A 23,554-nucleotide genomic window follows, 5' to 3' on the forward strand; every position below is an offset into this window, starting at 1 on the left:
GATAACGTGTCTATGACAGGAAACGACTATGAGTTCTTATAGCCATAACCACGCGGCGACGGCGGCGACCGTGACCACCGCGCGCCGCTCCCGGCGGCGTATCGGGATCCTTTCGCTGCTGGCCGTCGGTACGATGATTAACTACCTTGACCGAACGGTATTAGGCATTGCGGCCCCCAGCTTAACCTCCGAGCTCGGCATCGATGCCGCGGTGATGGGGATCGTGTTTTCCGCCTTCGCGTGGACCTACGCGCTGGCGCAGATCCCCGGCGGCCTGTTCCTCGACCGTTTCGGCAACAAGGTGACCTATTTCCTGTCGTTGACCCTGTGGTCGCTGTTTACCCTGTTTCACGGCATGGCGCTTGGCCTCAAAACGCTGCTGCTTTGCCGATTTGGCCTCGGGGTCAGCGAAGCGCCGTGCTTTCCGGTCAACAGCCGGGTCGTCAGCGCCTGGTTCCCCCAGCAGGAGCGGGCCAAAGCCACTGCGGTATATACGGTGGGCGAATATCTTGGGCTGGCCTGCTTCTCTCCGCTGCTGTTCTGGATCATGGGCAGCTTTGGCTGGCGGACGCTGTTTATCAGCGTCGGCGCGGTCGGCGTGCTGTTCGCGCTGGTGTGGTGGCGCTGCTACCGCGAGCCGCACGAGGATAAGCAGCTTAGCCCGCAGGAGCGTGACCATATCGCCAGCGGCGGCGGCATGACTACCGCGATGCAGCAGCGGACGCTCTTCAGCTGGCCGCTGGTCCGCCAGCTGCTCGGCAAGCGGCAGATCCTCGGCGCCAGCATCGGCCAGTTTGCCGGCAATACGGTACTGGTCTTCTTCCTGACCTGGTTTCCGACCTACCTGGCGACCGAGCGCCACATGCCGTGGCTAAAAGTGGGCTTCTTCGCCATTCTGCCGTTCCTCGCCGCCGCCGGCGGGGTGATGTTCGGCGGCTGGGTATCCGACAGGCTGCTGAAGGCCACCGGCTCGGCGAACCTTGGGCGCAAGCTGCCTATCGTTGCCGGCCTGCTGATGGCCAGCACCATTATCTCCGCCAACTGGCTGACCAGCGATCTGGCGGTGATCCTCGTGATGTCGTTCGCCTTCTTTGGTCAGGGCATGGTCGGCCTCGGCTGGACGCTGATTTCCGATATCGCTCCACGGGGGCTGGGCGGGCTGACCGGCGGTTTGTTCAACTTCTGCGCCAACCTTGCCGGGATCCTCACGCCGCTGATCGTCGGCTTTATCGTCGCGGCCTTCGGCAGCTTCTTCTATGCGCTGATCTATATCGGCGGCGCGGCGCTGCTCGGCGTGGTGGCATATCTGTTTATTCTTGGCGACGTCAAGCGCATCGAGCTGGCGAAATAGAGAGAGGGGCAGGAGATGGTGATTAGTGGCAACACGCGGCTGATAGCGCACCTTGGCTATCCTACCGTCAGTTTTAAGGCGCCGATGATTTATAACCCGTGGTTTGTAAACCAGCAGGTGGATGTCAAAGTGGTGCCGATGGGGGTCAGACCTGAGGACTATGCCGCCTTTATCGCGCCGCTGTTCTCGATGACCAATATCGTCGGCGCGCTGGTTACCATGCCGCACAAGATTGCCACCTGCGGCCTGGTGCAGCATCTCAGCCCCACGGCGGCAATTGCCGGCGCGTGTAACGCCATTCGCCGCGAGGCCGACGGCAGCCTGAGCGGGGATATGTTTGATGGCGAAGGCTTCGTCCTTGGCATCCGTCGCAAGGGTTTTCAGCCCCAGGGCGCGCGGGCGCTGGTCATCGGCTGCGGCGGCGTTGGCTCGGCGATCGCCGCTTCGCTGGCGGCGGCGGGGGTCCGCGCCCTGACGCTCTACGATAGCCGTCCGCAGGCGGTGCAGGCGCTGGCCGGGCGTCTGCTGCGGCACTATCCGGTGCTGGATCTCAGCCTGATGCAGCGCGATCCGCAGGGGCATGACCTGGTGGTCAACGCTACGCCGCTGGGCATGAAGGCCGACGACCCGCTGCCGCTGGACCCGCAGCGGCTGTCGCCCGCCTGCTGGGTGGGCGAAGTGGTGATGACCCACGAAATGACGCCGCTGCTGCGGGCGGCGCAGGAGCGGGGCTGCGCGATCCAGCGCGGCACCGACATGCTGTTTGAAATGATCCCCGCCTACCTGCGCTTTTTCAATTTGCCGGTGGCGACCCCGGAACGGCTGCGGGAGCTGGCGGAAATTCGCTACTGAAACGCGCTCAGTCCGGTTACCATAGCCAGCATTTCCGGGCTTCAGCGAGAGATCTATGACACCTTGCATCGTTCTGCTGGCGGCGGGGAGCCTGAAGGGCGCCTTTGTCCCGCTGCTGGCGCGTTTTCATCAGCTTACCGGCATTGCGGTCGAGGCGCATTTTGCTCCCGCGGGCCTGCTGCGCGAGCGGATTGAGGCCGGGGAGCGCTGCTCGGTTTTCGCCTCCGCCAATAGCCAGCATCCGCAGGCGCTGCAGCAGGCGGGGCTGGCGGGCGAGTGCTGGCCGTTTGCCGCTAACCAGCTGATGCTCACCGTGCGACGAACGGCCGCTAGCGATGAGGCCGACTGGCTGACGCTGCTCTGCGACCCGCAGCTACGCCTGGCGACCTCAACGCCGGGCTGCGATCCTTCCGGCGACTATACCTGGCAACTATTCGAACGGATTGAAGCCGGCTATCCGGGGGCCGGGCGGCGGATGATGGCCCGCGCGCGGCAGCTGGTGGGGGGAAGGGGCTCGCTACAGGTCCCGCCGGGCAGCACGGCAGGGGCCTGGCTGATTGGCGAAGGGTTAGCCGATCTGTTTATCGGCTACGCCCACTACGCCGGCCAAATGGCGGCCGGCGACGCGCTGCGTACCGTCGCCATTCCGCCGCCGTGGAACGTTCGCGCCGACTACTACCTGACACAAACCGAAGAGAGCGCCGGGGCGCAGCGGCTCAGCCGCTTTATTCTTGGCGACGAGGGGCAGGGCTACCTGCGCGCGGCGGGCTTTTTGCCGGTCAGCGGCGGATCGTAAACTGCGGCGCCAGCAGCGGTACGGCCGAGCCGGGGTGATCGATTTTGTGGACCGGCAAACCGTAGGCCCGCTGCAGATTGGCTTCGCTCAGCACCTCGGCGGAGCGTCCCGCCAGCCACTCGCCGTCAGGCAGCAGGAGTAAAGTATGGCTGGCTATCTGCAGGGCGTGGGTAGGATCGTGGGTGGTGAACAGCACCGTGCGCGTCTGGCGATGCGCCAGATCGCTAATCAGCTGCAGCACCACCTGCTGATTAGCGAGATCCAGCGCCGAGCAGGGCTCGTCGAGCAGGATATTCTGGCTGGCGCCCACCAGCGCGCGGGCAATCAGGACCAGCTGCTGCTGGCCGCCGGAGAGCGCGCGAAAGGATGCGGCGGCCAGATGCGCAATCCCCAGCTGGCGCAGCGCCTCCTGAACCTGCCGTCTATCTTCAGCTCCGGGCTGGGCGAACAGATTGACATGGCGAGCGCGGCCCATCAGCACCACCTCCTGCACCTGCCAGCTGAATGCCGGGCGAAAAGATTGCGGCACGATGGCGGTGCCGTCGACGGACTCAAACCGGCCGCCGAGCGGCGGCAGCACGCCGGTCAGCGTATCAAGCAGCGTGCTTTTTCCGCGCCCGTTAGCGCCCAGGATCGCCCAGATCTCGCCGGCGCGACAGCGCAGGCTAAGGGGAGCAAACAGCGGCTGACGGTGGCCATAAAGCAGCTGCGTCAGGCTAAGGGAGGCCTCCATCAGACGGTTCCTCGACGACGGGAATGGAAAAGCAGCCAGCTAAACAGCGGCGCGCCGAGCAGGGCGGTGATAATCCCAATCGGGATCTCCGCCTGGGTTAAGGTGCGGGCCAGACTGTCCACCACCACCATAAAGCCGCCGCCGAGCCAGAAGGCGGTGGGCAGCAGGCGTCGATGGTCGGCGCCGACCAGCAGGCGGGCAAGGTGCGGAATAACCAGACCGACCCAGGCGATGCTGCCGCTGACCGCCACCTGCGCGGCCACCAGCACGGCGCAGCAGACCAGCACGCAACGCCGCAGCGCGGTGACCGATACCCCCAGCCCGCGGGCGTCCTTATCCTCCAGCGCCAGCAGGTTAATCCGCCAGCGCAGCCGATAGAGAGTGGTTGCGGCGGCGATAACCGGCAGCGCCATCAGCAGCACCTTATGCCAGTTAGCGGTGGCGAAGCTGCCCAGCAGCCAGAAGACGATATTCGGCAGCGTCTCTTCGCTATCGGCCAGATACTGCATCAGGCTGACCAGCGCGGCGAAAAAGCCGCTGAGGATAATGCCCGAGAGGATCAGCACGAGGGTGTTTTCCCGCCCCTGCAGCGCCGCAATCAGGTACACCAGCATCAGCGCCAGCAGGCCAAAACCGAACGTTGAGGCCATCATCAGCAGCGTGTCCAGGCCTAAGAGGATCGCCAGCGTCCCGCCGAAAGCGGAGCCGGAGGTCACGCCAATGATATGCGGATCAACCAGCGGGTTTTGAAATACCCCCTGCAGGGTGGCCCCGCACAGGCCCAGCGCGCCGCCGGCCAGCAGCGCCATCACCACCCGCGGCAGACGCACCGACCAGACGATCTGCCCGGCCACGCCGTCGGCGGGCGACAGATGGCCAAGCTGGCGAAAGACCTCGCCGAGGCCCAGCGGATACTGACCCAAACAGAGTGAAGTCACGGCGATCATCAGCGTTGCCAGCGCCAGGCCTCCCTGCAGCAGGGCCGGGTGACGATTACTGAGCATCGGGCGTCCATTTTACGCGGTAAAAGCGCTGGTAATAATCCTCCGCCCTGGCGTCGACGTCGACGGCGTTATAGCGGGACGGATAGAGCTTTTTCGCCATCCACAGTTCGCCGATCGCCAGCGCTTCCGGCATCGGGTAGCCCCAGGCTTTGGCGTATTCCGGCATCAGCCAGACGCGATGGTTTTTGACCGCGTCGATTCTCTGCCACTGCGGATCGGCGATAATCTGTTTCACCACTTCCGGATAGCGGTCCTGGACAAAGATCACCTCCGGGTTCCACTGCAGCACCTGCTCCAGCGAGACCTGACGCGCGCCCTTCACCGAGGCGGCCGCCACGTTCAGCGCGCCCGCGTGCTTCATCATCAGGCCGGTATACTTCCCGGAGCCGTAGGTATTAAGATCGGGATTAGCCATATAGACGCGGACCCGCCGGCCGTCGGGAATGTCGGCAACCGGCGCGTTGGCCTGCGCCCGGGCGCTAAAGGTGTAGCGAATCAGCTCTTCCGCCTGGGCCTTACGATCGACCACCTCGCCAATCAGGCGAATACCCTGTTTCAGCCCTTCGTTATAGGCCTGCTCTTCGTCGGCCATCGACGGGTTCATTTTGTTCTGCTCCCCCTCGGCGTCCTGGCGCAGTGACACGGCGACGACCGGGACTCCGGCATTCTGAATCTGCTGAATCATCGCCTGGGGAGCGTAGTTGGCGACGAACACCACCTGCGGATGCAGCGCCAGCAGGCTTTCGATGTTGACCTGGGTTAAATCCCCCGGCGTTGGCAGCCCTTCGATGGCGGGCATAAAGCGCGCAAAGGCCGGGCCGAGCTGCTTTTTCCAGCTGCTCATGACGCCGACAACGTCGTCGGCGGCGTTAAGCTGCACCAGCAGGTTCAGGGTCTGATGCTGAAGCACGACGACGCGGTTAACGCGATCCGGCAGGGTGACCTGGCGCCCCGTCTGGTCGATGATGGTGCGATCGGCAAAGGCGTTACCGGCGAACAGAGTGCTGCCGATCAGCGTCAGGCTGAGCAGGAAACGAGGTAGTGTTGACATAGGCGGCTCGGTTAGATGGGAAAGAATCGTTGTGTATTAAAATATATAGCGTTGTCGGAAGCAACGCTAAACGTCGCGTATACCCCTTAAGATCAAGGTGATTCCACTCTTTCGCCTGCCGTCCGGCCGCCTTGCGCATCCGCCGACTTTGGCATACGGTAAATCATCATTAATTTATTTTCGCTGCCATCATGTCCTTTCAATCCCGGTTATTAAGCGATATTCCCGGCATCCGCCATGCCTTCCTTGACGTGCATGAGACCGCCGCCTTTCCCTACGGCGAAATGGCGCCGGTTAAGCTGGTTCACGGCAACGTTGTCCATCACTATCAGGCCGCCTTTGGCGGAACGGCCGCACGCCGACGCGGTGTTCACCGCCCGAAGCGGGCAAAAGGTGGGGGTGGTGACTGCGGACTGCCTGCCGATGCTGATGGCCTCCCGCGACGGGCGCTACGTCTGCAGCGTCCACGCCGGATGGCGCGGCGCGGCGAGCGGGATCGTCGAAAACAGCCTGGCGCTGTTCCGCGAGCATCGGGTGGCGCCGGAGGAGGTGATAGTGGCGATTGGGCCGCATATCCACGCCTGCTGCTATGAAGTCTCCGCCGACTTTTATCGCTCTCTGCTGACGATGCCGGCGGGCGAGCTGGCGCGGCGGCATCGTGACCTCCTGTTCCATCAGCGCCCCGCGCAGCCTGCCAGAGCGGAGCAGGCCCGGGGGACGGAGGCGGATAATTTGTGGTTCGATCTGCGGGCTTTTGCCCGGCTGCTGCTGCAGCGCGCCGGCGTGGCGGATGAAAACGTCGAGTGGCTGGGAAGCTGCACCTACTGCACGCCGCAGACGCTGGGCTCGTTCCGGCGGCGCACCCATTTCCCGGCAGCGAAAACCTTTCAGTTCTCGTGGATTATGCGTGCGCCTGACCGCGAGAACGACGGCGCCGGCTAGCGCACCCTAAAGCCGTGGGTGGCGTCGCGCGCCAGCTGCTCGACGAGTCCGAACTCCCAGTCAAGATAGGCCTGCATCGCCTGGGGAGAGTTATCCGTTCCCTCATACGGGCGACGATAGCGGTCGCTACGTTCGCTCGCCAGGTGCGTATCGCCCCGCTCCAGCGGCAGATCGGCCGCTATCCACGCCTGCGTGCCGCCGCGCAGCAGCTGCACCGGCTTACCGGTAAGCGCCGCGACTTCGGTGACGGCGTAACGTGCAAGCAGGCTGCTGCCGCAGGTGAGCACATAGCGCTCGGCGGGCGGGAGAACCGCCAGCGCCTGCTTGAGCTGGGAGCGCACCAGCCACCAGGCGCCGGGAATATGCCGCGCCGCGTAGTTGGCGCTGGTGGTGAAATCCAGCACCGCGGTGCCTGGTTCATTCAGCAGCTCCGCCAGCTGGCGGGGCGCGATCTCTTCCGCCTCCGGGGCCGGCGGTACGCTGGCTGCCGGTACGCCGCGCTCGCTAAAACCTGCCGGATTCGCTTCGCGCAGCACCGCCACCTCCCAGCCCATCTGCGCCAGCCAGGAGGCGGTGATGGCCGCGCGAACGCCGTCATCATCCAGCGCGACGATCCGCGCCCCGCGCACGCTGGCATGGTGGTCCGTCTCCTGCACCAGCTGTCCCCCAGGAGCGCTGAGGCTGCCGGGCAGGTGGCCGGCGGCATACTCCTCCGGGCTGCGAACATCGAACAGATAGGTGGTCCGATCCTCCTGGCGCCGCCAGCGCTGCAGAGTCGCGTCGTCAATAAACGCCACCCCGGCGCTTTCGGCCAGCGCGCGCACCTGCTGGAGGCGCGCCGTCGACGCCTGCCGCTCAGGGTCATAGCGCCGCTGCTGGCCGTGCTCCAGCGCTAATCCGGCCAGCGTCCAGCCGATGGTTCCGTTACGCAGGGCGTAGACCGGATTACGCACTCCAGCGTTGAGCAGCGACTGGGCGCCGATAATGCTGCGGGTGCGTCCCGCGCAGTTAACCACGATCGGCGTCTGCTCCGAGGTCACGAGGCCGTCAACCCGCAGCGCCAGCTCGCCGCCGGGAACGCTGATGCTGCCGGGAATACTCATGGTCTGATACTCATCGAAGCGTCGGGCGTCCAGCACCACCACCGGCTGCGGGCCGTCAATCAGCGCCTGAACCTCCTGCGCGCTCAGCGAAGGCGTATGACGCTGGCTCTCGACCAGTTCACCAAACGCTTTGCTCGGGGAGTTGACGTCCTGAAACAGCTCTCCGCCGCTGCGCTGCCAGCCCGCCAGCCCCCCGTCGAGCAGGGCAACGTCGCGGTAGCCCCAGCCGCGCAGGCGTTCGAGAGCGACTATTGCAAGGCCTTCACCGCTATCGTAAACGGTTATCGGCGTCGTCAGGCGCGGCACCCGGCGGCTTATTTCCAGCTCCAGCTTGCTGAGCGGCAGGTTTGCGGCGAACAGCGGATGCGCGGTGGCGAAGTGCGCTTCTTCACGTACGTCGATCAGCGCCAGCTCAGCGCCGTCGAGCAGCGCCTGGCGGATCTGTGCGGCCTGGCGTAAGGAGTGAACGGGCATATTAATTATCCTTAGAGAGATCCCAGATATTGGGTAAATGGCGGTTGGAGTAGCCGGAGATAAACGGTTTGCTAACGCCTTCCGGGGTGTACACGGCACGTTTGACGGCGCCGATATTGCCGCCGTAGATGTGGATGCTGATCGACACGCGATCCGCCAGCGCGTTGCTGACCCGGTGAATATCGCCGTCGCGGGCGGAGACTTTCTCCACCTCGCCGGGGGAGAGCCGCTGCGCGATACCGTCAGCCACCGGCGTTCCGGCGTCGTCGAGGCGGTAGCGCTGATTCTCTTCCGCCCCGCGCAGCATGCCGATCGCGCCCCACACCCGGTGGTCGTGGATCGGCGTAGACTGTCCTGGCCCCCAGACAAAGCTGACTATCGAAAAACGCTGCCCGGAGTCGGCGTGCAGCAGATACTGCTGATAGTGATGGGGATGCGGCAGGGCGTACTCGTCCGGCAGCCAGTCATCCTGCTTCACCAGCGCCGCCAGCCGCAGGGCAACCGCATCCAGCAGCGACGACGGCTGGCTGACCTGGCGATGCAGGACGTCAACGTCTTGAATAAAATGGCGTAATTTTTCCAGTCGTGGAGTGCTCATCATCGGTTCCTGTCAGAGGGGCTGGTCAATACGCTAACAAAGGCGTTAATATTATTTAAATGCAATTTCCGCATATATTAATATGCAAAATAAACATTAAGAGTTTGGCGAGACTGACTCTAAGGAACCTATGCGCATTGACGACATCGACGCCCTGTTAGCCACCGTACAGTTCTCCTCGCTGAATCAGGCGGCGGAATATCTGGGCATTACCCAGTCGGCGATCACCCGCCGGCTGCAGCGGCTGGAACAGACGCTGAACGTGACCCTGCTGGAGCGTCAGACCAGGCCGTTGACCCTGACCGTCGCCGGGCATCGCGTATATGAGCAGTGCCTGACCATCAAGCGGGAAACCAAAAAGCTCTACGGGCTGCTGGACCCGGAGGCGGAGCCGCGCGGCGTTCTGCGCCTTGGCCTACCGCAGAGCGTGGCTGAAATCGCCCTCCAGCCGGCGCTGACGGCGCTGCGTCAGCAGTTCCCGCACCTCCAGCCGCAGGTCACCTGCGGCTGGAGCGGCCAGCTGCAGAAGCGTCTGGAAAGCGTCGAGCTTGACGGCGTGCTGGCGATGGGCCCGGCGCAGCAGGCCTTCGCGGAGGGCTACAGCGGGCGGCTGCTGTGTCCGCTGGATATCGTGGTGATTGCCGGCAAGAGCCTGCGCCTCTCCGCCGGGGCGCTCCGGGACTACGCGGCGCACGGCTGGGTGCTCAACCCCGACGGCTGCGGGCTGCGGGCGGGATTGATTCGCGAGCTGCAGGCCCAGGGGCTGCGGCTACAGCTTAATACCGAGACCGCGGGGGCTCAGCTGCAGATTGGCCTGGTGGCGCAGGGGCTGGGGCTGGGCATCGTGCCCCGCGCGGCGCTGACCGCCAGCCCGTGGCGCGATGAGATTAGCATCCTGGCGCTGGCCGATTTCCAGCCCGCGGTCTGCTTATGGCAAATCAGCGCGCAGAATCTGGCTAATCTTCAGCAGCCGCTCACTTTTTTTGCCGCAAAAATCGTGCAACAGCTGGCGTCATCTGACTGAAAAACATGCGTAATTTATCTAAATGCTGATTTAGCATATTAAGATATGATAAAAATGCATTTTGTTCATTAAGCTCCCGTGTATAGGGTAACGATATCGCGCCGCCGCCGCGGCCAGCCCGTTACCCTGACCCAAGGAGTTTGTATGAGCATTCAGTTTCTCGGCATGATCGGCCACCGTCTTGCGTCCGAAACTATCGCCCCGGCAGGGCCGATTTTTGACCGCGACTATATCGTTCGTTTTGCCCAGACTCACGAGGCCGCCGGGTTTGACCGTCTGCTGGTGGGGCATTGGTCCGATCAGCCCGATGGCTTTCTGGTAACCGCCCTGGCCGGGCTGTCGACGCAAAAAATCAGCTTCCTGCTCGCCCACCGCCCGGGTTTTGTTTCGCCAACCCTCGCCGCGCGAAAATTCGCCACCCTTGAGCATCTGCTCGGCGGCCGCCTCGCGGTGCATATTATCAGCGGCGGCAACGATGCCGAACAGCGCCGCGACGGCGACTATCTCAATCACGACCAGCGCTATGCGCGCACCGACGCCTTCCTTGAAACGGTACGAAAAATCTGGACCGCGGAGCAGCCGGTCGATATCGCCAATGAGTTCTACCAGGCCGAGCAGGCATGGTCGGCCATTCGTCCGCTGCAAAAGCCGCATATTCCGCTCTATTTTGGCGGCTCTTCAGAAGCTGCCATTCGGGTGGCCGGTAAGCACGCCGACGTCTTTGCCCTGTGGGGAGAGTCGCTGGGGCAAACCCAGGAGACGGTTAAGCGGGTGCGGGCTGAAGCGGCAAAACATCAGCGCGAAATTGATTTCAGCGTCTCCTTCCGGCCGATTATCGCCGACAGCGAAGCGCAGGCCTGGGAAAAAGCCGAACATATTTTACACGTGGCCTCCGAGCGCGCGGCGCAGAGTGACGGTGGATTTAAAGCTAAACCGGAAAGCGTCGGCGCCCAGCGCCTGCGGGCGACGGCGGAGCAGGGGAACGTGGTGGATAAGCGCCTGTGGACCGGCATTGCGAAGCTGGTGGGCGGCGGGCATAACTCTACCTCGCTGGTGGGGACGCCGGAACAGGTTGCCGACGCGCTGCTCGATTACTACGACCTCGGGGTCCACAACTTCCTGATCCGCGGCTTCGATCCGCTCAACGATGCGCAGGAATATGGCAAAGCGCTGCTGCCGATCGCCCGCGAAAAGGCGGCGCTGCGGGCGGCTAAGGCGCGGGTATCGTGAGCTATCCTCCCCAGGCTCCGCCTCGGCCGGCGGCCAGCTGGCCGCAGCGGCTGACGGATATCCGCCGGCAGATGGCGGAACGGGCGGCAGAACTTGACCGCAGCGGCGAATTCCCCCGGCACAACCTCGACCTGCTGCGACAGGAAGGCTTTCTGAGCCTGGCGACGCCGCGGCGCTACGGCGGCGCGCAGGCGGACCTGCTGCAGCTGCAGGAGGCGATTTCCGCCATCGCGTGGGGGGAACCGGCGACGGCGCTGATCGTCTGTATGCAGTATCTGCACCATCTGCGGCTGGCGGAGAGCGATGGCTGGACGGAGCCGCTGCGCGAACGGGTCTTTCGCGATGCCGTCGAGCGCGGCGGCCTCATCAACAGCCTGCGGGTTGAACCAGAGCTCGGTTCCCCGGCGCGCGGCGGCCTGCCGCAAACGATCGCCACCCGTACCGCGCAAGGCTGGCGGCTTAACGGCCACAAGCTCTATACCACCGGCGTTGAGGGGCTGAGCTGGCTGGCCGTCTGGGCGCGGAGCGATGACCCCGACCCGCTGGTGGGGACCTGGCTGGTGCCGGCTAAAAGTGACGGCGTCACTATCGTCAGGAGCTGGGATCACGCGGGAATGCGCGCCACCGGCAGCCATGAAGCGATCTTCAGCAACGTGCTGCTGGCGCCGGAGAGCGCGGTGGAGACCTGGCCTGCGGCGACGCCGCCGGGGCCGAATGCCGAACAGACGCGGCTGTTTGCCAACCGCCACGCGGCGCTGCTGGCGGCAATTTACGACAGCGTCGCCCGCGCCGCGCGCGACTGGCTGCTGGGCTGGCTGCGTTCACGTATCCCTGGAAGCCTTGGGCAGCCGCTAAGCCAGCTGCCGCGGGTGCAGGAAAAAGTAGGGCAGATCGAGAGCGCGTTGCTAACCAACCGCTGCCTGCTGCAGCGGGCGGCCGCGCTGGGGTTTACCGCCGCTGAAGCCAATCTGGCGAAGGTGACCATCACCGACAACGCCATTCTGGCGGTAGGCCTGGCGCTGGAGCTCACCGGCAATCACGGGCTCAGCCGCCAGCATCCTCTGGAGCGCCACTACCGCAACGTGCTGTGCGGAAGGGTGCACACGCCGCAGAGCGACAGCGCCTGGCAGGCGGCGGGTAAACAGGCTTTTCAATTATAAGGATAATCACCATGCGCGAACGAAAGAGAACACCTTTAGCCGCGGCGCTAATGCTGCTGGCGCTGAGCGGCTATGCGGCGGCGCAGGAGCGCGTCACGCTGCGCATTGCCGATCAAAAAGGCGGCATGCGCTCGCAGCTTGAAGCCGCGAATGCGCTGCAGAACCTGAATTACGACATTAAGTGGGCGGAGTTTCCCGCCGCCGCGCCGCTGGCCGAAGCGCTGAACGCCGGTGCGGTTGATGCCGGGATTATCGGCGATGCGCCGCTGCTGTTCGCCCTCGCCAACGGCGCGCCGGTAAAAGCGATCGCCGTCGATAAGAGCAACCCCGCCGGCACCGCGGTGCTGGTCTCTCCGGACAGCCCGCTGAAAAGCGCGGCGGACTTAAAGGGCAAACGCATCGCTACCGGTAAGGGGTCCATCGGCCATTTTGTCGCCCTCAAAGCGCTGGAGCAGGCGGGGATATCGCCCAGGGACGTGCAGTGGGTCTTCCTCGGCCCGGTTGATGCCAAAGTGGCATTGCTCAACGGGTCGGTGGATGCCTGGGCGACCTGGGAGCCCTACACCACCCAGCTGGTGAAAACCGCCGAGGGGCAAATTCTGGTCAGCGGCAAGGGACTGCTGCCCGGCAATACCTTCCTTGCTGCCACCGACGCCAGCCTCAAGGACCCGGCTAAACGGGCGGCGCTGCAGGATTATCTGCATCGCCTGGCGGGAGCGGAGCGCTGGGCCTATGCCAATCTGGACAGCTACGGCAAAACCCTCGGCGAGATTATCCGTTTTCCAGCGGATATCGCCCGGGCGCAGTTCGCTAACCGGCAATCGCAGTGGCAGCGCCTGGACTCGCGCATCGTCGCCCAGCAGCAGGCCACCGCCGATTTTTATCAGGCCAACGGGCTGATTCGCGCCAGGCTGGACGTCACGCCGACGTTTGATGACGGCTTTACCGTGCCTGCGCCAGCCGCTCAGCAGGAGACCACGCCATGATCCAGCACGCTTTTTCACGCCGTCGCTTTCTACAGCTGAGCGCCGGCACGGCGCTGGCGGCAACGGCCTGGCCGCTGTGGGCGCATGATATGGCGGCGATGCCCGCAGAGGGCGAAAATCTGGCGCTGCGCCTGGCCGAACCGTACAAAATCAAGCTGGCGATCAACAAAAGCGCGGTGTGCCTTGCCCCGGTCGCGGTGGCCGAGCAGCAGAAGTTTTTCAGTAAGTACAACCTCGACGTCGAGTTCGTCAATTTTGGTAATTCGACCGACGTTCTGCTGGAGGCGATAGCCACCGGCAAGGCGGACGCCGGCGTCGGGATGGCGCTGCGCTGGCTGAAGGCGCTGGAGCAGGGTTTTGACGTCAAGCTCACCGCCGGGACGCACGGCGGCTGCCTGAATCTGCTGACGGCAAAAAACTCGCCGTTTGGCGGCCTGGAGAGCCTGAAAGGGCAGACTATCGGGGTGACCGATATGGCCGGCCCGGATAAAAACTTCTTCGCCATTTTGCTCAAACGTCACGGGATCGATCCGCTAAGCGACGTGCAGTGGAAGGTCTATCCCGCCGATTTGCTGAGCGTGGCGCTCGATAAACGCGAGATTGCCGCCATCAGCGGCAGCGAACCCTTCAGCTACCGCCTGCTGGCTACCGGAAAGTATCAGCTGATCGCCAGCAATATGAGCGGGGATTATGCCGACCTCAGCTGCTGCGTGCTGGGGGTTAGCGGATCGCTGGCGCGGGACCACAAGCCGGCGGCCGCCGCGCTGACCCAGGCCATTCTGGAGGCGCATAGCTACGCTTCGGCCCATCCGGAAAGCGTGGCGCAGGCGTTTATGGCCCACGCGCTAAATACCAATGAAACCGAGGTCTCGGGGATCCTCCACGGCCAGGGCCACGGCCACCACGCCGTCGGCGAGGCGTTCGTGAAAGAGCTGACCCAGTACGTTATTGACCTGCAGCGCGTGCAGGTGATCAAGCCCGGGACCGATCCCCATCAGTTTGCGGAGAGTATTTATGCCAACGTATTCGCCTGAGCAGGCGCTGTCGCGGCCGCGGGCGGGCGGTCCGCTGTGGGCTGAAGGCCTGCTGGCCGCCGCGCTGTGGCTGGCGGGCGGGCTTTTTACCCTCAGGTGGCCGGATGCCGGGCGACGCTGGCCCTACAGCGAAGGCTGGGCGATGGCGCAGTTCGCGATAGCCGGCGGGCTGCTGCTGCTGGCGCTGAGCTACCGCTACTGGCGCCAGCGGGGCGGGCGTCTGCAGCATGCCGGGAAATGGCTGGCGCTGCTGCCGGTGCTGTTCGGCCTGTGGGAGTGGCTGACGGCGAAATCCGCGCTCCTGCCGGTACCGTTTTTTGCCCCGCCGCAGGCGCTGATCGAAGTGCTGTATGACGACTGGCCGCGCCTGCTGGATAGCCTGCTGCACTCGCTGGGCCTGCTGAGCCTTGGGGTGCTGCTCGGGACATCCAGCGGCTTTATCAGCGGACTGGCCATTGGCTGGTCGCAGCGCATTGGCTACTGGCTGCATCCGGTGCTGCGCCTGCTCGGGCCGGTGCCGTCAACGGCGCTGCTGCCGCTGTGCCTGTTTATCTTCCCTTCCAGCTTCGGGGCCAGCGTCTTTTTAATTGCCCTCAGCACCTGGTTTCCGGTCACCGTTTTGACGTGGTCCGGGGTGATGAGTATCGACAAAGCCTGGTACGACGTGGCGCGCACGCTGGGAGCCAGCCAGCGCTTTCTGATCCTGCGGGTGGCCATTCCCGCCGCGCTGCCGAACGTCTTCGTCGGGCTGTTTATGGGGTTAGGCGCCTCGTTTTCGGTGCTGATCGTCGCTGAGATGGTGGGCGTCAAATCCGGGATCGGCTTTTATCTGCAGTGGGCGCAGGGCTGGGCGGCCTACCCCAACATGTACGCCGCGCTGCTGGTGATGGCCTTTCTCTGTTCCGGCCTGATTAGCGGACTGTTTATTTTGCGCGACCGGCTGCTGAGCTGGCAGCGAGGAGGCATGACATGGTAACGACCACGGCAACGCCGGCCGGTGCGGCCATCGACATCGCCCATCTGAGCCACGCCTTCGCGCTGGGCAGGCAGACGGTGCCGGTGCTGGAGAATATCAGCCTGCAGCTGCGACCCGGAGAGAGCGTGGCGCTGCTTGGGCCGTCGGGCTGCGGTAAATCCACCCTGCTGCGGCTGCTGGCGGGGCTGGAGGCGCTGCAAAGCGGCCAGGTGCAGATCGATGACCGCCGCATGGGGGCTCCGGGGCCGGAGCGGATCCTGGTGTTTCAGGACCCGACCCTCTATCCGTGGCTGACGGTGCGGCAAAATGTGCTGCTCGGGCCGCAGGCGCAGGGGAGAAAAGGGCTGGAGCCAAAGGCCGACGCGCTGATTGCGCGGATGGGGCTCGAGGCGTTTAGCGCCGCCTGGCCGCGTCAGCTCTCCGGCGGAATGGCCCAGCGGGCGGCGCTGGCGCGGGCGCTGCTTAACGAGCCTCGGCTGCTGCTGCTCGATGAACCCTTAGGCAAGCTGGATTCCCTGACGCGCATCAGCATGCAGCGCGAGCTTATCTCGCTCTGGCAGCAGCAGGGCTATACCAGCCTGCTGGTGACGCACGATATTGAAGAGGCGCTGCTACTGTGCGAAAGGGTGCTGGTGATGTCGCCGCGTCCGGGGCGAATTATTGCCGAATTTACGCTGCCGCTGCCCTTTCCGCGCCACCGCGATAATCCGCAGCTGGTTGGTCATCGGCAGGACATTTTGCGCATCCTGGGCCAGGCGGAGGACTGGTAAGATTGGCGATGGGGAGCGTCTCCCGGCGGCAACGTTGCGCTGCGCCGGGAGAGCGTCAGGCGCTTAAAAATCCATCTTCACCGTAAACTGCACTTCGCGCGGGTCGCCAATCTGGTTGCCCAGGTTATTGGTACCGATTGACGAGGTGTAGTAGGTCTTATCAAACAGGTTCTTAACGTTAACCTGCAGGGTGACCGGATACTGCAGCTTCATCTTATAGGCGGCGAACACGTCCGCGACGCCGTACCCCGGCAGATAATAGTCCGCGCCGTTGGTGGCGGAACGCTTGCTGACCGCGTGCCCCCCGGCGCCGAGCGTCAGGGTGTTGCTGGCATAGACGTTATGCACGTCATAGGTCATATACAGGGAACCGGTATGCTTTGGCACGTTTGGCATCGGCTTGCCGGCGTAGTCCGGATCGTCGAGTACCTTGGCGTCGGTATAGCCGTAGCTGGCGATGATGCTCAGGTTGTCGGTTAACGACCCGGCGACATCCATCTCTACGCCGCGTGAGCGCACTTTACCCGCCGTTTTGGCAATGGTTTCATCCCCGACCGTTTCGCTGTACAGCACGTTACGCTTATCAATATCGAACAGGGCGATATTGGCGGTCACGCCGTTGAACAGTTCAAACTTGGCGCCCAGCTCATAGGAGGTGGACTCTTCCGGCGGCAGGTTGCCGATATAGCTGGCGATGGACGATTGCGGCATAAACGACTGCGCCACGTTACCGAACAGCGAGATGGTCGGCGTCAGCTTATAGACCAGGCCAAATTTCGGCGTCCACTTCTGGTCGCTGCTGTCGGTATTGACGTTAAACGGGCGTCCCTTTCCGGCATACTGGGTGTAATACTGGTAGCGCACGCCGGCGACGGCGATCCAGCGGTCGTTCAGGTAGAGCGCATCCTGCACGTAGGCGGCGTAGCTCTCCTGCTGGATGCGCTGATCGCTGTCGGAGGCCGACACGCTGGTGCATTTATCGACGGTACCGTAGACCGGGTTGTAGATATTGAATCCCTTCACGTTTTTACAGCGGATCATGCCGGTGCGCAGCAGATCGTAGTTCTCGTAGGCGATACCGCTGAGGATCTCGTTGTAGAAGCCGCCAATCACCACGTCGCCCTGCAGATCGGCGCGGGTCGAGTGCATCTTCTGGGTTGAGCCGTGGGTGGCGTCAACGCGCCGGGTCAGGTCGCCGGTGGCCGAATCATAGGCCATGACCCGAGCCTGGTTATCGTTGTAGTGATCCTGGCTGTAGCTGTAGTCGAAGCGGGCGGTCCAGGCCTCGTTGAGCCGGTATTCGGCGTTAAGCTGCGCCAGGTCGGAATAGCCGTCGGTAACGTTAAACGGTTCGTCAAAACGCGTTTTACGATCGACGTTAACGGCCTTTTTGGTCGTGAGATCGAAAATCGTCCCGCGATCGAACGGCGTATTGTAGTCGCGATGCGAGTACGACACGTTCACCGTGGCGCGGTCGCCAAACCAGGTCAGGGAAGGGGCGATAAAGCTGCTCTTCTCTTTGCCAAAGTTGCGCCAGTAGTCTTCATTCTGATATTCGCCGATGACCCGGTACGCCAGCCGCGTCCCTTCGATGGGCCCGGTGACGTCAAACTGGCCGCTGCCGCCGCCAAAGCTGGTGGAGGTGGCAGAAATCGATCCGCCGAAGGTTTTTTCCGGGCGTTTTGTCACCACGTTAATCAGCCCGCCGGGGTCGAGAATGCCGTACAGCGTCGAGGCCGGGCCTTTCAGCACCTCCACGCGCTCGGCGGCGGCGTTGAAGCTGCGCGGCAGGACGGTGCGCAGCCCGTTGGTCATAATGGAACCGTCGCGGTTGGCGCCGAAACCGCGGCGGGTAAAGGCGTCCTGGGTGCCGCCGAGGGTATTGGTCTGCACGACGTTAGCGACGTTATACAGCGCCTCGTCGAGCGTAGTGACGTGCTGATCTTGCAGCACCTGGTCGCTGACGGTGTTAACCACCTGCGGGATATCCAGCATCGGCATTGAGGTCAGCGTCGCGGTCGAGCTGCTGAGGGGCTGATAGCCGCTGGTGGCGTTTTGCTGCGTGCCGTCCGCCACCACCGTAATGGTTTCGTCGCTCGCCTTTTTATCTTTTTCCGCTGCGGTTTCCGCTGCGATAATCCCCGGAGAAGTAAAGGAACCCAAAAAAATCAGTGAAAAAAGTGCACGCCCTTTCAATGTCGTGAAAGGGACAGTTGATTGCGTCATTTGTCTGTTTCTCATGAACGAATCTGTCCTTTGCGGACAGATAAAGCCAATTAAATCATTGCCCTTAAAAATATTATCTATCTGTTATCCGCTATAATTCGCGCCCAGATATGTAATTGAGAATCATTCAATCACGTAGCAATGTAGTAGTAAACGTTATGTAAGATAAAAAAATGCCGCTGCTGAAAACAACGCTCTGGCGCTGGTTTTAGTGATGGAAATGGTATGTATCTTTATGTTTATTATTATTTTTATTAAGAGGCTGCTGCCGCGTCATGCCGTAGGGCGCGCCTTTTCGCTACGGGCGAAACAGAGTATTGACTACTACATTCATTCACATCATGATCAAAAGAGAATGAGATGTATTTTTGTTTGAGTGCAGTACGTGCGGGCCTGATGCCACGCCGCTGCGGTGCGGGAGCGAGTTATGCCACAGCGGGTGATACCTGCAGAGCAGGGAATTGTGCTGGATTCCCTGTCGGCCGGATACGGCCAGACCCTTATCGTCAACGATATTAATCTGACGATCCCCCACGGCAAAATGACGGTACTGGCCGGGGCCAACGGCTCCGGTAAATCCACGCTGCTATCGACTATCGCCCGAATGCTCAAACCGCTCGGCGGCTGCGTGCGCCTCGACGGTCAGGTTATTCATGAGCTGCCCACCCGGGCGGTATCGCGCCAGTTGGGAATATTGCCCCAGTCGCCGCTCACCCCGGAAGGATTGACGGTCTTCGAGCTGGTCTCCCGCGGGCGCTATCCCTGGCAAGGGCTGATGCGCCAGTGGTCGGACGCCGACGAGCGGGCGGTGGAAGAGGCGCTGGCGCTCACCGGCACCGCCGAATTCGCCCATCTGCCGGTGGACAGCCTCTCCGGCGGCCAGCGCCAGCGCTGCTGGATCGCGATGGCGCTGGCCCAGCAAACCGCCACCATTTTGCTCGATGAGCCGACCACCTGGCTCGATCTGCGCTATCAGGTCGATATTCTCGAACTGCTGCAGACCCTGACCCGCGAACACGGGCGCACGGTGGTCACCGTCCTGCATGACCTGAACTTTGCGGTGAACTATGCCGATACGCTGGTCTTTCTCAAGCAGGGGCGCATTGCCGGGGTCATTGACGAAAATGAAACCTGCACGCCGGAGCTGATTAAAACGGTGTTTGACGTTGACGTGCAGATGTCGCTGAACCCGCAAACCGGTAAACCGTTCTTTATGCCCTTTCGCGCCCGCCAGGCGGCCGGACAATGAGCGCCAGCGCGCTGATGCTCCAGCGCCGACGCGCCCGGCCGCGGCTGGCCCTTGCGCTACTGACCCTGCTGCTGGTCGGCGGCTCGCTGGTGCACCTGGGGCTGGGGGCGCGCTGGATTGCGCCGCAGACGATACTGCAGGCGCTGCTCCATTACGATCCGCGCGATTTTGACCAACGGATTATTGTCGATTTACGCCTTGTGCGCCTGGCCGCCGCGCTGCTGACCGGCGCCGCGCTCGGTATCGCGGGCATGCTGCTGCAGACGGTGATCCGTAATCCGCTCGGCGAACCGCACATTCTTGGGCTTAATGCCGGCGCGTCGCTGGCGGTGGTGGCGACCTCGGCGCTGGGCCTCGGCGAAGTGACGTTCGGCCGCCCGCTGACCGCCGCCTGCGGCGCGGGGCTGCTGTTTGGCGCCGTGATGCTGCTGGCCTCCTCCGGACGCGGCGGCATGACGCCGCTGCGCATCACCCTGTGCGGGGTGGCGCTCTCGGCCTTTGCGTCGGCGGTGACCGCGGCGATCCTGATTCTGGATGAGCAAACGCTGCTGGCGATGCGTACGTGGCTGGCCGGCGATCTTGCCGGACTGAAGTGGCAGACGCTGCGTGCGGCGCTGATCCCGGCGCTGGGCGGGCTGCTGATTGCGCTCACCATCGCCCCGCGGCTTAACGTGCTGGCGCTGGGGGATAAAGTCGCGCTGGGGCTGGGCGTGAAGATCGGCCAAACCCGGCTGCTGGGGCTGACCGCGATCGCGCTACTGTGCGGTTCGGCGGTAGCCGTTGCCGGGCCGATCGGCTTTGTTGGCCTGGTGGTCCCGCACGTGGTGCGGCGGCTGATTACCGAGGATATTCGCCTGGCGCTACCGCTAGCGGCGCCGGTGGGCGCCCTGGTGCTGGTGCTGGCGGATATTGCGGCGCGTACCCTGGTGGCGCCTCAGGAGCTGGCGACCGGGGCGATGACCGCCCTGGTGGGGGCGCCGCTGTTTATCTTTATTGCCGCGAGATTCTTTAAATGAAAAGCGCCGCACGTCGTGCCGGATTCCGCCCGCTGATTGTCGGGAGTCGTCATATTCTGCTGCGCCCGGCGGCGCTGAAGATGGCCGCCGGGCTGTTCGTCGTGGTGGCGATCCTCGGCGCGTTTGGCCTGACGCGCGGCAGTTTTCCGCTGCCTTCCGGAACCTTGCTCCGGGCGCTGCTGGCCGCGGATAGCGTCACCGGGCAGCAGCGTTTTATTCTGTTCGATATCCGCCTGCCGCGGATGTTTATGGCGCTGCTGTGCGGAGCGATGCTGGGGATGGCCGGCGCGGCGATGCAGAGCATCACCCGTAACGGACTGGCGGATCCGGGGCTTATCGGCGTCAAGGAGGGGGCCAGCGTGGTGGTGCTGACGCTGATTCTGTTCTTCCCGGCGATCGCGCTGGCGTGGCAACCGCTGGCAGGAATGGTCGGCGGCGTGCTGGTGGCGCTGCTGGTGCTGGCGCTGGCGCGCGACTGTTCGCGGCCGCGCTTCATTTTGATCGGTATCGGCGTCTCCTGGACGCTGGCCGCGGCGGTCGGCATTTTTATGACCACCGCCGACGTCCGCGACGTGCAGACGGCGATGATCTGGCTGGCGGGAAGCCTGCATGCGGCGACCTGGCCGCTGCTGGCGGTCGCTTTCTGCTGGGCGTTGCCCGGGGCGCTGATCCTGTTTCTTACCGCCCGGGCGGCGGACGTGGCGCTGCTCGGCGACCGAACGGCGATCGGCCTCGGCGTCCGGCTGCAGCAGCTGACGCTGCTGCGCTTTTTTGCTCCGGTTCTGCTGACCTCAGCCAGCGTCTCCTGCGTGGGCAGCCTCGGCTTCGTTGGCCTGATGGCGCCGCATATGGCGCGCTTTCTGCTGCGCGGCGGCCAGGTCGCGCTGCTGTGCGGCAGCGCGCTGGTTGGCGCTCTGCTGGTATTGGTGACCGACACCATCGGGCGGGTGGCCTTTGCGCCGCTGCAAATCCCGGCCGGGATTGTGATCGCCCTGGTGGGGTGTCCGTTTTTTATTCTGCTGCTGTGGCGTCGTCGTGATGCCCTGTAAATCTGAAGGATTGCTATGCGTTGGTTAGTTCCTCTGCTGCTTTGCGTGGCCGGCACCGCAGGTGCCGCCGCGAGTCAGACGCAAAAATTTACCGATGATTTAGGTCGGGTGGTGAACGTGCCGCTGCATCCGCAGCGGATTGTCTCGATGCACGATCTGGATATTACGATCCCGCTGATTGAGCTCGGCGTGCCGCCGGTCGCCAGCCACGGGCGTACGCGCCCGGACGGTAGCCACTATCTGCGCTCCAGCGCCCAGCTTACCGGCGTCGATTTTGATAACAGCGATATTCAGTTTATCGGTACTGCGGATATCGATCTTGAAGCCGTGGCCGCGGCCAGGCCGGACCTGATCATTACCGAGCCCAGCCGCCACGTCTCCGTTGAACAGCTGGAGAAGATCGCCCCGACGGTGAGCATCGACCATCTGCAGGGCAGCGCGCCGCGCATTTACGCTAAGCTGGCGCAGCTTACCGGCTCCGAGGCGCGGCTGGCGGTGCTTGAACGACGCTATCAGGAGCAGATTAAGCAGCTGAAGGCCGCGGTAGATACGCAGAAGATTACCGTCTCGGTGATTCAGGCCAACGGCGGTAAAGTGACCGTCCATCACGCCTATCACGCGCTGGGGCGGGTGCTGCGCGATGCCGGCTTCCGCTTCCCGCCGCTGATTGAAGGTATTCCCGACGGCCAGCGCATCGACGTCAGCGCCGAGCAGCTGCCGGAGCTGGATGCCGATTTCGTCTTTGCGACCTGGCGCTCCGACACCGGCGGTAAACCGCAGGACGAGCTGCAGGCGATGGAGGCCGTGATGCCGGGCTGGTGCGACTTTATGCGCGCCTGCCGCAGCGGACGCTATATCCTGCTGCCGCGCGAGGACGTGATCTCCAACTCCTTCGCCGCCCTGAGCCTGATGGCGGCCGAAGTGCAGTCGCATATTGCCGGACGTCCGCTGCCGGCGGGGCTGAAATGAAAACGCCGCTAAAACGCGAGAAGGGGCGGGTTGACCTGTTTGGCGACCGCTTTCGCGCCCGGGCGCATCAGTTGTCGCCGCGCCTGCTGGCGGTGGTCAGCTATATCAACGACAACCGCGAGGTGGTGCTGGAGCGCACGGCGATGGAGATTGCCACCGCCACCCACACCTCCGACGCCACGGTGGTCAGGGCCATCCAGGCGCTGGGCTTCGCCGGGCTGCGTGAGCTGAAGCAGACGATGGAGCGCTGGTTTGGCCCGTCGATTACCTCCTCGGAGAAAATGCTCTCGACCGTCAATGCGCTCTCTACCGACGTCAATTCGAGCATCGATTTCGTGCTGGAGGGCCACCAGCGCGCCTGTGAGGTGCTCTCCCGTCCTGACAACCGCGCGGCGGTCGCGCAGGCGGTGGCCCTGCTGACCGACGCGCGCCAGGTGGCGATTTTCGGCATCGGGGCGTCGGGGATTCTGGCGGAGTATACCGGCAGGCTGTTCAGCCGCATCGGCCTGCCTTCCTACGTCCTGAACCGCACCGGTTTTAGCCTCGCCGAACAGCTGATCGGCCTGCAGCGCGGCGACGTGCTGATTATGATGGGGCAAAAATCCCCCCACCGGGAGGGCATGACCACCCTGCGGGAGGCCCGGCGGCTCGGTATTCCGACGATTCTGCTGACCCAGGCGGTCGATTCCCGCTTCAGCCAGGAGGCGCAGGTGGTTATCGAGGTGCCGCGCGGCGGCGATAACGGGCGGGTACCGCTGCACGGAACGGTGCTGGTATGCCTGGAAATGATGGTGCTGTCGGTCGCCTCTACCGCTCCGCAAAAAACCATGAAATCGATGAAGCGCATCAACGAGCTGCACAAAGCGATCGGTAAATCTGGCGGTAAGCGTAGCTAAGAGCCAGATAAATCACCGCAGCTAAGGTTTGTGGTTGCATGCCATGCTGAGTATGTGTATTTTTA

Annotated in this window: 20 protein-coding genes and 2 pseudogenes; 16 read left to right on the top strand and 6 right to left on the bottom strand. The window is 63.5% G+C overall.

The window, feature by feature from the left end; translation table 11 throughout:
- The first annotated feature begins 28 nt into the window (after positions 1–28).
- From QFI97_RS13200 to QFI97_RS13210, 3 genes are read left to right on the top strand one after another with little or no spacing between them, the layout of a single operon-like run.
- Entirely contained in the window at positions 29–1,351 is a 1,323-nt protein-coding gene (locus tag QFI97_RS13200; protein WP_346431331.1) for an MFS transporter, read from the top strand.
- A gap of 15 nt (positions 1,352–1,366) precedes the next feature.
- Complete coding sequence (locus QFI97_RS13205) at positions 1,367–2,203, top strand: shikimate dehydrogenase family protein (protein ID WP_346431332.1); 837 nt, start codon at positions 1,367–1,369, stop codon at positions 2,201–2,203.
- 55 nt (positions 2,204–2,258) lie between these two features.
- Positions 2,259–2,999 carry a substrate-binding domain-containing protein gene (locus QFI97_RS13210; RefSeq protein WP_346431333.1) on the top strand — a complete coding sequence of 247 codons (741 nt, stop codon included), beginning with the start codon at positions 2,259–2,261 and terminating at the stop codon, positions 2,997–2,999.
- Here the strand turns inward: QFI97_RS13210 and QFI97_RS13215 are convergent.
- The 3 genes from QFI97_RS13215 to QFI97_RS13225 are packed head-to-tail and all read right to left on the bottom strand — an operon-like array spanning position 2,983 to position 5,787.
- Positions 2,983–3,732 (bottom strand): ABC transporter ATP-binding protein, encoded by a 750-nt coding sequence (locus QFI97_RS13215; RefSeq protein ID WP_346431334.1) that lies wholly within the window; start codon positions 3,730–3,732, stop codon positions 2,983–2,985. The two genes, QFI97_RS13210 and QFI97_RS13215, sit on opposite strands and share 17 nt — an antisense overlap.
- A complete protein-coding gene (locus QFI97_RS13220; protein ID WP_346431335.1) occupies positions 3,732–4,736 on the bottom strand; it encodes a FecCD family ABC transporter permease in 1,005 nt (334 codons plus the stop codon). The genes QFI97_RS13215 and QFI97_RS13220 overlap by 1 nt, the downstream gene beginning before the upstream one ends.
- Complete coding sequence (locus tag QFI97_RS13225; protein WP_346431336.1) at positions 4,726–5,787, bottom strand: ABC transporter substrate-binding protein; 1,062 nt, start codon at positions 5,785–5,787, stop codon at positions 4,726–4,728. Before QFI97_RS13225 ends, QFI97_RS13220 begins: the two co-directional genes overlap by 11 nt.
- A 191-nt stretch (positions 5,788–5,978) precedes the next feature.
- Here QFI97_RS13225 and QFI97_RS13230 point away from each other — a divergent pair.
- A pseudogene (locus QFI97_RS13230) lies at positions 5,979–6,729 on the top strand (purine nucleoside phosphorylase YfiH/LACC1 family protein).
- On the opposite strand, the gene QFI97_RS13235 reads toward QFI97_RS13230, so the two are convergent.
- On the bottom strand, positions 6,726–8,306 hold the full coding sequence (locus QFI97_RS13235; RefSeq protein WP_346431337.1) for a rhodanese homology domain-containing protein: 1,581 nt from the start codon (positions 8,304–8,306) through the stop codon (positions 6,726–6,728). The pseudogene QFI97_RS13230 and the gene QFI97_RS13235 overlap by 4 nt on opposite strands.
- A 1-nt stretch (position 8,307) precedes the next feature.
- Positions 8,308–8,904 carry a cysteine dioxygenase family protein gene (locus QFI97_RS13240; RefSeq protein WP_095102123.1) on the bottom strand — a complete coding sequence of 199 codons (597 nt, stop codon included), beginning with the start codon at positions 8,902–8,904 and terminating at the stop codon, positions 8,308–8,310.
- 130 nt (positions 8,905–9,034) lie between these two features.
- On the opposite strand from QFI97_RS13240, the gene QFI97_RS13245 reads away from it, so the two are divergent.
- The 7 genes from QFI97_RS13245 to QFI97_RS13275 all read left to right on the top strand — a co-directional run bounded on the left by QFI97_RS13245 (position 9,035) and on the right by QFI97_RS13275 (position 16,084).
- Positions 9,035–9,928: a LysR family transcriptional regulator gene (locus tag QFI97_RS13245; RefSeq protein WP_346431338.1), complete on the top strand. Its 894-nt coding sequence runs from the start codon at positions 9,035–9,037 to the stop codon at positions 9,926–9,928.
- A 144-nt stretch (positions 9,929–10,072) separates the two neighbouring features.
- Positions 10,073–11,158, top strand: coding sequence for an LLM class flavin-dependent oxidoreductase (locus QFI97_RS13250; protein ID WP_346431339.1), 1,086 nt, complete (start codon positions 10,073–10,075; stop codon positions 11,156–11,158).
- Positions 11,159–11,229: 71 nt separating this feature from the next.
- Complete coding sequence (locus QFI97_RS13255; protein WP_095102294.1) at positions 11,230–12,318, top strand: acyl-CoA dehydrogenase family protein; 1,089 nt, start codon at positions 11,230–11,232, stop codon at positions 12,316–12,318.
- An 11-nt stretch (positions 12,319–12,329) separates the two neighbouring features.
- On the top strand, positions 12,330–13,304 hold the full coding sequence (locus tag QFI97_RS13260) for an ABC transporter substrate-binding protein (protein ID WP_346431340.1): 975 nt from the start codon (positions 12,330–12,332) through the stop codon (positions 13,302–13,304).
- The gene (locus QFI97_RS13265; RefSeq protein ID WP_346431341.1) at positions 13,301–14,338 is read left to right on the top strand and encodes an ABC transporter substrate-binding protein; all 1,038 of its coding nucleotides are present in this window, start codon (positions 13,301–13,303) and stop codon (positions 14,336–14,338) included. Before QFI97_RS13260 ends, QFI97_RS13265 begins: the two co-directional genes overlap by 4 nt.
- Entirely contained in the window at positions 14,319–15,314 is a 996-nt protein-coding gene (locus QFI97_RS13270) for an ABC transporter permease (protein ID WP_095102133.1), read from the top strand. The genes QFI97_RS13265 and QFI97_RS13270 overlap by 20 nt, the downstream gene beginning before the upstream one ends.
- Positions 15,308–16,084, top strand: a complete 777-nt coding sequence (locus QFI97_RS13275) for an ABC transporter ATP-binding protein (protein WP_095102135.1) — start codon at positions 15,308–15,310, stop codon at positions 16,082–16,084. Before QFI97_RS13270 ends, QFI97_RS13275 begins: the two co-directional genes overlap by 7 nt.
- A 63-nt stretch (positions 16,085–16,147) precedes the next feature.
- Here the strand turns inward: QFI97_RS13275 and QFI97_RS13280 are convergent, their stop codons facing one another.
- Positions 16,148–18,310 carry a TonB-dependent siderophore receptor gene (locus QFI97_RS13280; RefSeq protein WP_157349255.1) on the bottom strand — a complete coding sequence of 721 codons (2,163 nt, stop codon included), beginning with the start codon at positions 18,308–18,310 and terminating at the stop codon, positions 16,148–16,150.
- A gap of 427 nt (positions 18,311–18,737) precedes the next feature.
- On the opposite strand from QFI97_RS13280, the gene QFI97_RS13285 reads away from it, so the two are divergent.
- The 5 genes and pseudogenes from QFI97_RS13285 (at position 18,738) to QFI97_RS13305 (ending at position 23,489) form a co-directional block, all read left to right on the top strand.
- A complete protein-coding gene (locus QFI97_RS13285) occupies positions 18,738–19,559 on the top strand; it encodes an ABC transporter ATP-binding protein (protein WP_095102137.1) in 822 nt (273 codons plus the stop codon).
- The gene (locus QFI97_RS13290) at positions 19,556–20,575 is read left to right on the top strand and encodes a FecCD family ABC transporter permease (protein ID WP_346431342.1); all 1,020 of its coding nucleotides are present in this window, start codon (positions 19,556–19,558) and stop codon (positions 20,573–20,575) included. The genes QFI97_RS13285 and QFI97_RS13290 overlap by 4 nt, the downstream gene beginning before the upstream one ends.
- A complete protein-coding gene (locus QFI97_RS13295) occupies positions 20,572–21,624 on the top strand; it encodes a FecCD family ABC transporter permease (RefSeq protein ID WP_346431343.1) in 1,053 nt (350 codons plus the stop codon). The genes QFI97_RS13290 and QFI97_RS13295 overlap by 4 nt, the downstream gene beginning before the upstream one ends.
- A pseudogene (locus QFI97_RS13300) lies at positions 21,614–22,593 on the top strand (iron-siderophore ABC transporter substrate-binding protein). Before QFI97_RS13295 ends, QFI97_RS13300 begins: the two are co-directional and overlap by 11 nt.
- Positions 22,590–23,489, top strand: a complete 900-nt coding sequence (locus QFI97_RS13305) for a MurR/RpiR family transcriptional regulator (RefSeq protein ID WP_095102145.1) — start codon at positions 22,590–22,592, stop codon at positions 23,487–23,489. The pseudogene QFI97_RS13300 and the gene QFI97_RS13305 overlap by 4 nt, the downstream one beginning before the upstream one ends.
- Positions 23,490–23,554: the final 65 nt, after the last annotated feature.

Origin of the sequence: Klebsiella scottii (genome assembly GCF_036561945.1) — a bacterium.
In the GTDB taxonomy this organism is placed as follows: Bacteria; Pseudomonadota; Gammaproteobacteria; order Enterobacterales; family Enterobacteriaceae; genus Klebsiella; species Klebsiella scottii.